This window comes from Paenibacillus ehimensis NBRC 15659, assembly GCF_004000785.1.
In the GTDB taxonomy this organism is placed as follows: Bacteria; Bacillota; Bacilli; order Paenibacillales; family NBRC-103111; genus Paenibacillus_G; species Paenibacillus_G ehimensis.
This window is the reverse complement of the sequence record NZ_BILX01000026.1, coordinates 18411-29960: the sequence shown is the minus strand read 5'-3', so window position 1 is coordinate 29960 and position 11550 is coordinate 18411. Positions and strand designations below refer to the sequence as shown.

At 55.1% G+C, this 11550-nt stretch carries 11 protein-coding genes; 1 reads left to right on the top strand and 10 read right to left on the bottom strand.

Translation table 11 applies throughout. The features are described from left to right. Positions 1-2 precede the first annotated feature (2 nt). The 7 genes from PEH01S_RS16445 to PEH01S_RS35450 all read right to left on the bottom strand — a co-directional run bounded on the left by PEH01S_RS16445 (position 3) and on the right by PEH01S_RS35450 (position 9249). A complete protein-coding gene (locus PEH01S_RS16445; protein WP_127486753.1) occupies positions 3-365 on the bottom strand; it encodes a plasmid mobilization protein in 363 nt (120 codons plus the stop codon). A 242-nt stretch (positions 366-607) separates the two neighbouring features. Continuing rightward, the gene (locus PEH01S_RS16440; RefSeq protein ID WP_127486750.1) at positions 608-925 is read right to left on the bottom strand and encodes a type II toxin-antitoxin system RelE/ParE family toxin; all 318 of its coding nucleotides are present in this window, start codon (positions 923-925) and stop codon (positions 608-610) included. Beyond that, complete coding sequence (locus tag PEH01S_RS16435) at positions 903-1193, bottom strand: type II toxin-antitoxin system Phd/YefM family antitoxin (RefSeq protein ID WP_127486748.1); 291 nt, start codon at positions 1191-1193, stop codon at positions 903-905. The genes PEH01S_RS16440 and PEH01S_RS16435 overlap by 23 nt, the downstream gene beginning before the upstream one ends. A 165-nt stretch (positions 1194-1358) precedes the next feature. Next, the gene (locus tag PEH01S_RS16430) at positions 1359-2309 is read right to left on the bottom strand and encodes a DUF3991 and TOPRIM domain-containing protein (protein WP_127486746.1); all 951 of its coding nucleotides are present in this window, start codon (positions 2307-2309) and stop codon (positions 1359-1361) included. Positions 2310-2358: 49 nt separating this feature from the next. Next, positions 2359-2643 (bottom strand): hypothetical protein, encoded by a 285-nt coding sequence (locus PEH01S_RS16425; RefSeq protein ID WP_041052803.1) that lies wholly within the window; start codon positions 2641-2643, stop codon positions 2359-2361. Positions 2644-2824: 181 nt separating this feature from the next. Further along, positions 2825-8758 carry a helicase-related protein gene (locus PEH01S_RS16420; protein ID WP_246062952.1) on the bottom strand — a complete coding sequence of 1978 codons (5934 nt, stop codon included), beginning with the start codon at positions 8756-8758 and terminating at the stop codon, positions 2825-2827. Positions 8759-8907: 149 nt separating this feature from the next. Beyond that, on the bottom strand, positions 8908-9249 hold the full coding sequence (locus tag PEH01S_RS35450; protein WP_245809711.1) for a TnpV protein: 342 nt from the start codon (positions 9247-9249) through the stop codon (positions 8908-8910). A gap of 319 nt (positions 9250-9568) precedes the next feature. Between PEH01S_RS35450 and PEH01S_RS35445 the strand changes: the two genes are divergently transcribed. Further along, the gene (locus PEH01S_RS35445; protein ID WP_246062951.1) at positions 9569-10132 is read left to right on the top strand and encodes a hypothetical protein; all 564 of its coding nucleotides are present in this window, start codon (positions 9569-9571) and stop codon (positions 10130-10132) included. On the opposite strand, the gene PEH01S_RS16415 is transcribed toward PEH01S_RS35445, so the two are convergent. The 3 genes from PEH01S_RS16415 to PEH01S_RS16405 all read right to left on the bottom strand — a co-directional run bounded on the left by PEH01S_RS16415 (position 10119) and on the right by PEH01S_RS16405 (position 11544). Next, a complete protein-coding gene (locus tag PEH01S_RS16415; RefSeq protein ID WP_127486742.1) occupies positions 10119-10385 on the bottom strand; it encodes a helix-turn-helix domain-containing protein in 267 nt (88 codons plus the stop codon). The two genes, PEH01S_RS35445 and PEH01S_RS16415, sit on opposite strands and share 14 nt — an antisense overlap. A gap of 21 nt (positions 10386-10406) precedes the next feature. Then, positions 10407-10847 carry a hypothetical protein gene (locus PEH01S_RS16410; RefSeq protein WP_127486739.1) on the bottom strand — a complete coding sequence of 147 codons (441 nt, stop codon included), beginning with the start codon at positions 10845-10847 and terminating at the stop codon, positions 10407-10409. Between the two features lie 211 nt (positions 10848-11058). Beyond that, complete coding sequence (locus tag PEH01S_RS16405; RefSeq protein ID WP_080835137.1) at positions 11059-11544, bottom strand: hypothetical protein; 486 nt, start codon at positions 11542-11544, stop codon at positions 11059-11061. Positions 11545-11550: the final 6 nt, after the last annotated feature.

Sequence of the window (11550 nt, the reverse complement as noted above, 5' to 3'; positions counted from 1 at the left end):
CTTTACGGCAGATGTACGTTCAAATTCCCGCGCGGCTCGGTTCTAAGCTCCGGCGCTGTTACAGCCTGTTGAATGTATTGGACGGCGCGGCGCAATTGATCCGCCTCCTGCTGAAAAGCGGCCCGATCCAGATGCCCGGTTGCGTGCGCCTTCGCCGCCAATTGATTGAGATTATTGCCGATTGCGTGAAGCTCTCGCATCATCGCATAATAATCCGGCGGCGGCAGCGGCTTCGGTATATACCCATTGATGAGCGCCCGGATGTACGCTTCCCGAGAAAGACCTGTTTGTTTCACTTCATTCATTAGACGAACATGTTCGCTTTCACTTAAACGAAGCAGAAACGAGATCGAACGTTTTCTCAACGAACAACCCCCTTTCAAAATCAACTATTCGAAGAAGTTTACGCCGCAATAAACAAGCGATCATGAAGGGTCTTAGGGGCGCAGGCCCCTAACAAGCGAATTTGGATATCCAAATTCAGTGCTTGCTGCAACACGAGACATTCGTCTCGTGTCGCCTTCAAAGCACCTGCCGGGAAAAAGAGAGGCCCCAAAAACACAAAAAAGACGCCGATCCGCTCAGCGTCTTCCGCAGAATTTTTTTGTTATCGCACCAACCAGCGGTAATCCTGGCGGCAGTCTACAATGAAATCGACATACACGATTTCATCCTGAATCTGATACAACACCAGATACCATTTATCTACGAACATTTTGTGGTACTTGTTTGACGGAATAAATTCCGCTTCCAGAAAAGGATAGCGTTCCGGCATTTGCGCCAAGGAACGTATCGCTTGCAGCAATTCGTTTTTCGTTTTCCGCGCCGCATCCGGACTTTTCTCCGCAAGAAATCGCACATGAACCGCCAGCATTTGGCGGGCGCGATCGGAGACGACGATCTTATAACGGGGCATCTTTTCCATGCTGAACCTCGTCAATAATGCCCTCCAGGTAAGCGTCCAGTTCGTCCGGCGTCACACCAGCACGGCCCGCCAAACGATCCTCTTGCACAGCGAGCAGTTCTTCGCGCAGCTTTAACATCTTCTCGCGACGGGAGAACGTCTCAATGTCCATCACGACGAGATCGCCTTCACCGTTCTTGGTCAGATAAACCGGTTCCCCGGACGATTTGCATAGATCGGCGATTTCATTATAGTTTTGCCGGATACTGGCGGAAGGTTTGATAATCATCATGGTCACCCCTTGCATAGCTGTATATTGATTTTATTATACCTATTACATGCTATATAATCAATGCGGTTGCGCTTATCCCCAATCTATTCACATCTTATCCACATACAGTGAGAATTTTCCGTAGCCCAGAAAGAAAAGACGCCAACCGTTCAGCGTCTACCGCTATCGGGATGGTTCACCGCGTCTTCTTCGGAATTCCATTAAATCGTTGTTTACATCCTTTCCGAACTTAGGCGGCTCATCGAATATGAGAAGGGCTGGAGAGAGGAGTCTTTGTATCGTGGCTGCCGCCAATCGCCCCGGCTCATCATTGTCCAGATGCAGGACAAGTCGATTCACCTGGGGAAAGCACTGCAAGTAATGCATTAGGGCTGACGGGGGAGTAGAGTCCTCCCCATTTGTCCTGGGCCTGTATATTCCGGCCAGCGACAGCTTATGCGCCTGCCGCCAATCCCGGCCAGCGAGATGTTCCAGCGTACAGTAGGATAAGAGATCAATGGCGCTCTCAAACAGATGCAGTTCCGTACAGTTTCCCGAGGCCGGAATGGAAAACGAATACCGCTTGTCGCTGCCAGCGGCTTCCCCCATATAACGGGTGCTTGTCGTACCGCGTATCGCCGCATAGCGCGGCGTTCCTTGCTGGTCGAAACCGACGAATACCGCGTTGTGATAGCGGCGGCTTTCATACAAACGCCCCGTTTCGAGACAGTAGTCGATCAACGTGCGATGGATACCGCGTTTGCTGAGATAGGCCATGACGCGATGCGATGTACGATTCGGTTCGGGAAGCTCAAACCGCGCTGGAGAATAGCGTTGTTGCAAAGATTGCGAAAATGCAGGTGCGCTGCCCGGATGAACGCCTTCAATTTGCAGCACCGCATCGGGAAAAGACATGCCCCGCACTTTGATCAAATAGTCCAGCGCCGAGCGTCCGCCGATCCCCCTTGACCACCAGTACCATTTGCCGTTGGAAATTTTCAAGCTGTCGTGTATCCGGGTGGTGTAGACATTGCGAGAGCATCGGACCAGTTCTGCCGGCTCGTGCATATGCAAATATGTGAGCAGATCCAGTCTTTTGGCACGTTCGATCTGTTCCTTGTTTACGTAGCTCATTGCCGCAGCTCCTTTTGGAAATCCAGGCAGCGTCCGATGGGTATATGGTTCATCGTGCCTTACCCCTCTTTTTGGGGTACGTATAAGCTCTGCCTTCCTTCAACTTCGTAACGCCTTTCTTTTTCATGAATGCGTCTAAATCGCCTTCATGAACTTGACTGGTCACCCCGTTTGAGTCGCGGATGTAATAATACGTGTCGCCAAATCCGTTTTTCTCTTTGGATATCAACTCCAACGATGGCACGGTTTCTCCCTCCTCGATCAAGCCGGTTCCGTAACCAAAAGGCGGCAAAATCGGACAAAAGCATCCGCCGCTTGGGCTGGCATACAACATGTTCATTCCTCCGGAAACGAGAAAAGGACCCCAAAACCGGAGTCCAATTCGTCATGAGATTGATAACTTTAACAAGTGAGCTATCTTCGACCTGTGAAATGCTCGCACCGATACCATGTTCTTTTCCGTAATGGTCAGCATGAAGTTCCCTTTCAGGGGGAGGAACGACGGTGTCAGGCCGTTATCGCTCACGGCCCACCACCCGCCGTTCGGGCGCTTCCGGTTCTTCGTCCGGAACGCTGTCCACGGCTTCGTTTTCCCGTTTGTCCATGTTGAGCAGCGCATTCAATTCCGCAAGCCGCGCCGCTTTCATTTGCAGCTCCTGCTCCTTCTCGAAAGGAGCCTCGATTTGCTCTTTGGCCGTGACCATCTGCTGCCGCAAGGTGGCAAGCTGCTCGCGGGCATGCTCCAGCTTTGCAGGCAAGTCGGACAAGGCATTGTTGATGCGGCTTATGTTGCCGCCTGCATCCGCTCCGAGCGTCACCGTATGACCGAGCGCGCCGCGAAGCGTGACCTTGTACTCCTTATGGAAGCTGTCAAAGGACAGCCACAAGGAAAATCCCCGGTAGCTGCCGAATTCCTGCGGATCGGGCGATGTCATGCCTTTGCAAGCGTCCAGCAAAGCCGCGCCCGCTGCCGCCCTCTCCGAGTAGGTGTAATCTTTGATCGTCATGCCGGGAAATTTATCTGCCCCATCCGCCTCGGATGCCAAAGATCGTGTATACAAAGCAACGTCCTGTTCATAGCCGGCAATTCGTTCTTCGGTGGATTTGATCTGCTGCGGCAGCATTTTGAGCAGGCGGTCCTCCAGTGCGTAGCGCTGGCTCAAGTGGTTGGCTTTGAGCAGCTTCAATTTGGATACCTGAATGTCCAGGTCCATTTTCTCTTTGATGTACGGGTTGCCGGTCGCCAGCGCCTTCACTTCGGCATAGGAGAGCGCCGTCTCGTCGATATCCTCGGCGGAACGGACCGGCGACTTGCTGGTCATGATCTGCGAAATGAAGCGCTGCTTGTTCTCCAGTGTCTGATAAAGGTACGCGTCGAACGTGTTCTCCGTCACATAGCGAAAAATATGCACTTCGCTGTTCTGGTTGCCTTGCCGGATAATGCGCCCGCTGCGCTGCTCCAGGTCCCGCGGACGCCAAGGGCAGTCGAGGTCGTGAAGGGCAATCAGCTTCGTTTGCACGTTCGTGCCCGCGCCCATTTTGAATGTCGATCCGAGCAGTATCCGAACCTGTCCGCTGCGTACTTTGGCGAACAGTTCCTTTTTCTTGACCTCGGTATTGGCATCGTGAATGTACGCGATTTCCTCGGCAGGAACACCTTTCTCCATCAGCTTGCGCCGCAGCTCGTCGTACACATTGAAGGCACCATCCTGTTTCGGAATGGACAAATCGCAGAACACCAACTGGGTCAAACGCTGCTCCTGATGTTCCGCCCAATACCGGAAGACATTGTCCGCGCAGACGCTGACTTTGCTGCCTTCGTCGTCGGGAAGCAGGGGATTCGCCAGCCGCTGATCGAGCGCCAGTTTGCGTCCGTCATTGGTGATCGTCAGCATGTTGTCCTCGTGCGGCTCCACTTCTTTCGCCCGCACCCGCTCGGCGCGGCGGGCGAGATCCGCCACCATTTCCCGCTGGAAGTCGCTTGGCGGCACAGCAACATTATGATAATGCGCCTTCGGTACGGGAAGCTGGAGCATGTCCGCCGTCTGGATGTCGGCCACTTCCTTGAACATATTCATCAGTTCCGGCAAATTGTAAAAACGGGCAAACCGGGTTTTCGCCCGATAGCCCGTTCCTTCCGGCGCAAGCTCGATCGCGGTGACGGTTTCGCCAAATGTCGAAGCCCAAGCGTCAAAATGCTGCAATCCCTGCCGCTTGAGCCGCTCGTATTGCAAATAGCGCTGCATCGTATACATCTCAGTGATGGAGTTGGAGATCGGCGTACCCGTCGCAAAGATGATACCCCGGCCTCCGGTCAGTTCGTCCAGATAGCGGCATTTGGCAAACATGTCCGACGACTTCTGCGCTTCGGTTTGCGATAGTCCGGCCACATTGCGCATTTTCGTGTAAAGAAACAGGTTTTTGTACGAATCGGCTTCGTCCACGAATAGCCGGTCTACGCCCAGTTCCTCAAAGGTGACGACATCATCCTTCCGGCTGGTGTCGTTCAGCTTCTCCAGCTTGGTTTGTAGCGTCTTTTTCGTTTTTTCAAGCTGCTTGATCGCATAGCGTTCGCCTCTGGCTTCCTTGAGTTCCCGGATGCCGCTTGTAATCTCCGAAATCTGTTCGTACAGTTGCTGCCGCTGCCGCTCCGTCGAAATCGGAATTTTCTCAAACTGCGAATGGCCAATGATGATGGCATCATAATCGCCGGTGGCAATCCGCGCGCAAAACGTTTTGCGGTTTTTCGTTTCAAAGTCCTTCTTGGTCGCCACCAGAATATTCGCCGACGGATATAGCTGCAAAAACTCCGCCGCCCACTGTTCGGTCAGATGGTTCGGAACGACCAGCATGCTCTTGTTGCACAGCCCCAAATGCTTGCTCTCCATCGCCGCGGCGGTCATCGCGAAGGTTTTACCTGCACCGACACAATGCGCGAAAAGGGAGTTGCCGCCGTACAGCGCCCGGGCAACCGCATTGACCTGGTGCTGGCGCAGCCGGATTTCCGGGTTCATCCCGGTGAATCGGATATGACTGCCGTCGTACTCGCGAGGACGGATGGCATTGAACCGGTCATTGTACAGCCTTGTCAGCCGTTCACGCCGCTGCGGATCTCGCCATATCCAGTCGCGGAACGCTTCTTTCATCATCTCCTGCTTTTGCTGAGCGATGGCCGTTTCCTGCTTGTTCAGCACACGCTTTTCCACGCCGTCCTCATACACAGTGTCAAATACGCGCACGTCCCGCAAATTCAGCGTATCTTCAAGAATTTTATACGCATTAACGCGGTTGGTGCCGTACGTGACGTTCGCCTTGATATTGTTGCTGCGGTCATCGCTTTTGCCTTTGACGTTCCAGGCAGCCGTATATTCGGAATACATGACATTGATGTAGGTCTGGTACATCGGCGGCGTGTCCACCAGTTCAAACAGAAATTGCCGAATGTCTTCCGGCGGGAGCCAGGTTGCGCCCAAGCGGACATCGATTTCGGCGGCGTCCAGGTCTTTCGGCTGCACCGCTTCAAGCGCTTTGACGTTTTCGCCGTAACGTTCGGCATCGTATGCGGCAAACTGTCTGGCCACCCGCAGCTTCTCCCGCACATTGCCGGACAAGTACGCATCCGCCGTTTCGTAGATCGGCTTCCCTTCCTCATCCAAATTTTCGGGATTGGGAAAGATGACGCCGCGCAGCTCTTTTATCAATTGTTCTTCCGTCCAGCCGGTTAGCTCCGCCATATACGGCAGATCGACACGGGCTTTTGCGCCGATGGAAACGGCCAGCGCCTCCGAAGCGGTATCCACCTGTTCCACGCGGATGCGCTGCCGGATGGTGCGTTTGGTGAACATATCCGCCTTGCGCAGCAACCGCCCTTCCTCGTCGATGATTTCCAGCGAGCAAAGAAGAAAGTAAGAACTGTCGTCCGAAAAAGCAAGGCTGTTGGCGCGGCTGTTGATCAGGCCGTATTGCGCCGTAAACCGATCATACTGCGTATTCAGCTTGCGCTGTTGCTGCTCTATCATCTCATCGCTGTAGTCTTCGGTTTGATACTCGATCAGCTCGCGCACGGTGTCCCGCAGCAGAATCATTCCCTTGATGCGGCCTGACGCCGTAGCCGAAGTGTCCACGCGCCGCATCCGGCTGTTCTCCCGATAGTAGATTTGTCCATCCACCAACGCAAAGCTGAAATTGCGCACAGTCGGATCAGCAGGGAGAGAAGGGTCTTCTTCCTCCGGCTGGTCTTCCCGTTCCAGCTCCACCCATTCGGCATGGATGCCCGACAACGCTTCGCGCAGCAGCTCATCCAGATTGGCGTCCGGGAATGGCTTGCAGGACGTTTCCTGCCGGTTGCCGTACATCCGGTCGTCAAAAACCATGGTGCCGAGCACCATATCGGGATGTTCTGCGAAATAGCGATTCACCGGAACACCGTCCGCTGTCTCGGAAAGGGATAGCCATGCTTCGGTTTGCTCGCTGACGGCGACCATGCGATCCCGTTTCTGTAAAAAGATGATGTCGGCGGTTACTTCGGTTCCGGCATTGGCCAGAAACGCATTGCTCGGCAGACGCACCGCTCCGAGCAGTTCGGCGCGTTCCGCAATATATTTGCGAACCGCCGGGTTCTGCTTGTCCATCGTTCCTTTGGACGTAATAAAGGCGATGATGCCGCCCGGACGCACTTTGTCCAGTGTCTTGGCGAAAAAGTAATCATGGATGAGAAACTTTTGTTTGTCGTAACGTTTATCCGCCACGCCATAACCGCCGAACGGCACGTTCCCGATGGCGAGATCGAAGAAGCTGTCCGGCAAATTCGTCTGTTCGTAGCCGCTGACCGCAATCGACGCCTGCGGGTATAGCTGCCTGGCAATACGGCCGGTAATGCTGTCCAGTTCCACGCCAAACAGCCGCGAGCCTCGGATCGACCCCGGCACCAGTCCGAAGAAATTGCCGATGCCGCAGGACGGCTCCAAAATATTGCCGCTGCGAAAGCCCATCGATTCCAGACAGTCGTACATCGCCTTGATGACGGTCACAGACGTATAATGGGCATTCAGCGTTGACGCGCGGGCGGATGCATATTCCTCCGGCTCCAGCACATTTTTCAGTTCCGCATATTCGGCTGCCCACTGCGTGTTCGCTTCGTCAAACGCCTGCGGAATGCCCCCCCATCCAACATATCGAGCCAGTATCGCCTGCTCGTCCGCTGTCGCTTGCCGCTGCTCCTGTTCCAGCTTGTTCAGCAGCCGAATCGCTTCCATGTTCCATTTGAACTTCGTTTTTGCGCCGCCATGCCCCAGCTCATCATCCGTAATCCGGTAGTTGACAGCCGGGACAGACGGACGGGCTGGCGCGGTGCGGCCGGCCGCACCATCAGAGGAAAGGGAAGTGTCTGGCTGCGATACGGTCTCTGGCCCTTCCGTCACCGGCTTTTCCTCCGGTAAAACCGCATCTTCCGCCGTTTCCCATGCCGTTTCGTCAGTCCATTCCGATTCCTGCTCTCCGGTAATCAAATGATCGTTCAGCGGGTTTTCGCGCAGCATTCGCTCAAAATCCCGGCGATTTACCTCTTTGATGAAGAGCGGGAACTGACGGTCTTGCAGCACCACTGTTCGTTGCTCCAGCTGCACAATTTCATATTCGTCCGCACCGATCCAGACCGTGCTGCCCGCGTCATAACCGTAGCGCGCCCGTTCCCGATTCACAGGCGTGTGTTCCGGTTCCGCTTGCGCGTCCGGTCGGGAAAGCCCCGACGATGCATCCGGCTGCGGCACATCGGACCTGTCCAATTCCGCCGCTTGCAGCCGCAGCTTTTCCTCCTGTTCTTCCGCAAAGGCGGGCAATCGCTCGGCTTCCTTCCGGTTCAAGTAACGACCCGCTGCCAGCAGTTCGCCGATACGTTTCTGCACGTTCATCCACGGCAGCACCACCTGCGTATCCGGGTTCATGATCGAGCCGCGGGTCAGCGTGATGCCTTTGCTGTCATAATTCATGTGAATATCCGTGCCGATCAGCGCGGGAAGACGCCCGCCGGTCCCGTATTCCCGTTTCAGGAAATCGGCGTTCTCCTGTGCGGACAGCGACTGCTGGAAATGCAGCGCAATGCGATACTTGCCGTTCTCAAAACCGCTGCCGTTTTGCAAAATGGCGTCAATGACCGCTTGCGGCATGAAAAAAGCGGAGGCTTTTGCGTCCTCCGCTTGTTCCATCCACAGCGTCTGTTGCTCGATGGATGGTTCTGACTTTCGCGACAAGTCAAATTCGTTCAACAGCATCATGCTGGCGAGATGCCCGGCGATGACACCCCAATCGTAAAAGCTTTGCGCCGTGCGTTCCTCCGCCGTCCCTGTCCACAGATGCAAAACGTTGCGATACGGTTCAAATCCTGCTCGTACGCCTTCATCAAGCGTCAGTTCGGTGATGCCTGCCGGAAACAAACCGCGCACATACAACATGCGCTCGCGCTCATCCTCGTGAGCAAGGAAAAATGCTGTGATGTCCGACTTGCTCTCCCGCAGCGGCGCGGCTCGGAGCATGCCATTGATGATGGCATGGTCATGAAAAAACGGAAGACCTCGGTCCTCCGTTTCCCGATCAAACCATTTTAATGATAAATCAGTTCCGCCAGAATCAGTTCCTCCGCCTGCTGCTTCAGGTTGTTCATATGTCCCGTCCAGGCCAGCGGATCGCTCGCCTTGTCCGGTGCCGGGTTCAGCCGAAGCATCTCCTTCATCGTCCGGTCGATCTGCTCCCGCGCTGTCCGGTCGATGTCCGCCAGATGCCGGTTCAACTGCTCCGACAACATCAGATGGGCGTACATGCCCTTCCGCTCGGTTTTCAGGAACGTCTTGCGCATCATCCCGTACTTCCCGATGGTCGTCTCCGCTTCGCTCAGCGTCAGGTTGGGCAGCAGATAATCCCCTTGCGGCGAGTACGTCAGTTCCATGTTCATCCTTCCTTTCTTGTCGAGTAGCTTCATTGTGCGGCAAGGAATCGGGTCTTGCAAGGGTATGAAACGATTGCCCCTCATTTGCACGTTGTGCCTCCCGGCGCAACGCTCGAACGGTCGATTCCACTTCCCGCAGCATCATCTCGGACACATCGCTAATCGCTGCGCCCAAGTGAGACAGCGCAGGAAGCGTGTTGAAATACCCGATGCCGGACAAATCCTCGATGCTGATGTAATGTGCGGGATCGAGTCCGCAACGGGTCATCGCCGTGTAAGCGACGGCCGTTTCGGCCATTTGCTTGAACAGTAATTCCACATGTGGTATGTCCAGGTCTTCCAGCAAACTGTGTTCCCGCTCTTTCATCAACTCCGCCACATAATCGGCGCTGTTGTCATCCACCGCATTCCACGCAGCAGCGAGCAACGCAGCAGGCAGATCCGCACGTGGTTCCATCTCATCCGACGCGCCGAACGCATTTTCCAGCGTTTCGATGACATGAGCCGTATCGCTGTCCTGCAATCGCCAAAGCGACACCTGCGGCTGGCGTCTGCTCTGGGTATCCGATACGTCAAACACATGGCGCAGGCCCAGGTGGTTGCCCCGATCTTCAATCAGGGCAATCCCTTTCGCGCCGCGCTTCACCCATCGATCCAGCCGTTTGTTCCAGACGTCAATCGGCGCGCAGGCCGTTGCGTCAGGACGTTGTGCGTAGATCAACAGTTGATCCTGAAACGGATATTTATAGTTCCAGGCCGCCGTCCGCAAAAAATCCGCCCAGCGGTCAGGGTGATTCGTCACCGTGCGAGCCGTGCTGGCAGCCAGTTCGACGATGCGCTGCAACTTGGCTGTCATGAGAGCACCTCCCTTACCGAAACGTGATTTGATTGGTCAGGCGAATGCCTTCCTCGGAATAACGAGCCGTAATCCGAAGGAGTCCGATATGCTGCAACAGGTGCAGATTGCGACGGACAGTCGAATGGGAAAGACCCACCTCCAAAGCCAGCCTTTTGCCGGACAACAAGACGCAGCCGTGCCGCCCGCCCGCGCGGTCCATCAGGTAGCTGTACAATAGCTTTGCGGCAGGAGATACCTTCGCTTTGGCCAGCAGTTGATACCGGGTGAGATCGTTCATAAACTTCCTCCTCGGCAGACGCTATCGCCCCGGCGATCGTTCCGACAAACGATCCGGCCGGATGTAGCAGTACAGATAGAAATTGTAGTCTCCCGCATGCGGGAAACAACGCAGGTAGTACCGATGGTGTGCGGTTTGAAAACAAAAGCCGTATACGCCGGAATGCCACGCCCCCGATAATCGGGCCTCCGGATGCGACAGGCAAAAACGGTGCATCTGGCTGCGGCTTTGAAGAAGTCCCTGCTCCGTCAATGCCCGCACAACCGCCTCCAGTTCCGCCCGGAAAGCCGGCGTTTTTAGCGCTGGCAAATGCTCGAACCAGTTTGCCCAGAATGTCTCGCCGCTGCTGCCAAAATAACCGCGCAGGTGCCCGATGCAACCCCGTTCCGTATCCTTCTTTATCGAAGCGGAATAAAAATAGGCCGCGTCCTCCGACACGGCCGTTTGCAGTCTTTCCAGCATATTCTTTTCCTCCCGGCTGGTAGGTGTTCGCTCTAGGTTGCGACACACATAGAAGGGGAAAGTCCGATATCTGCCACAAGCCGACGGGAGGAAAGCGGCTGTTTTTTCCGCCCGCCAAATTCAGTAAATAGCAGTACACCAACTTGGCCGCAAGCGGAAGCGAGGCTCCGTCCAGCAGCCGATAACGAGTGAGATCGTTCATTGCGTCCTCCTATCGTTGCGTTTCCGTTTTTTTCTTCTGTGCGGCAGGCGTGGAAGGCGCTTGCTGTTGCTGCTCCACCAAGCGCTCCGGCCGGGCATAGCAGTACAAGTAAAAGTTGTAATCCCCGGCAAAGGGAAAGCAGCGCAAATAGTAGCGGTGATCCTGCGTTTGCATGCAAAACCCGTATACATCCGTGCTCCAAGCACCGCCGATGCGCGCCTCCGGGTGCTCGCTGCAAAATCGTAACATATGCTTGCGGCTTTTCAGCACCTTCTGATCGCCGATAGCTTGAAAGACCTTACCCAATTCTTCTTTAAAAGCAGTCGTTTCAAAGGGAGAGCGCCGGGGAAACCAGGTTACCCAGAACTCCTCGCCCGACCGCCCAAAATCGCCGCGCAGGTGGCCGATGCAGCCACGTTCGATCTCCTCTGCGGCAGAAGCGGAATAAAAATAAGCCGTATCCTCTGGCGCGGCACTTTGCAGCTTTTCCAACATGTTTAT

Excerpts from the sequence above, each read along its gene's own strand:
- PEH01S_RS16440 (WP_127486750.1), bottom strand. The coding sequence starts at position 925 with ATGGAAAAGATGCCCCGTTATAAGATCGTCGTCTCCGATCGCGCCCGC.
- PEH01S_RS16435 (WP_127486748.1), bottom strand. The coding sequence starts at position 1,193 with ATGATTATCAAACCTTCCGCCAGTATCCGGCAAAACTATAATGAAATC.
- PEH01S_RS16430 (WP_127486746.1), bottom strand. The coding sequence starts at position 2,309 with ATGAGCTACGTAAACAAGGAACAGATCGAACGTGCCAAAAGACTGGAT.
- PEH01S_RS16425 (WP_041052803.1), bottom strand. The coding sequence starts at position 2,643 with ATGTTGTATGCCAGCCCAAGCGGCGGATGCTTTTGTCCGATTTTGCCG.
- PEH01S_RS16420 (WP_246062952.1), bottom strand. The coding sequence starts at position 8,758 with ATGTTGTATGTGCGCGGTTTGTTTCCGGCAGGCATCACCGAACTGACG.
- PEH01S_RS35450 (WP_245809711.1), bottom strand. The coding sequence starts at position 9,249 with ATGGAACTGACGTACTCGCCGCAAGGGGATTATCTGCTGCCCAACCTG.
- PEH01S_RS35445 (WP_246062951.1), top strand. The coding sequence starts at position 9,569 with ATGTGGTATGTCCAGGTCTTCCAGCAAACTGTGTTCCCGCTCTTTCAT.
- PEH01S_RS16415 (WP_127486742.1), bottom strand. The coding sequence starts at position 10,385 with ATGAACGATCTCACCCGGTATCAACTGCTGGCCAAAGCGAAGGTATCT.
- PEH01S_RS16410 (WP_127486739.1), bottom strand. The coding sequence starts at position 10,847 with ATGCTGGAAAGACTGCAAACGGCCGTGTCGGAGGACGCGGCCTATTTT.
- PEH01S_RS16405 (WP_080835137.1), bottom strand. The coding sequence starts at position 11,544 with ATGTTGGAAAAGCTGCAAAGTGCCGCGCCAGAGGATACGGCTTATTTT.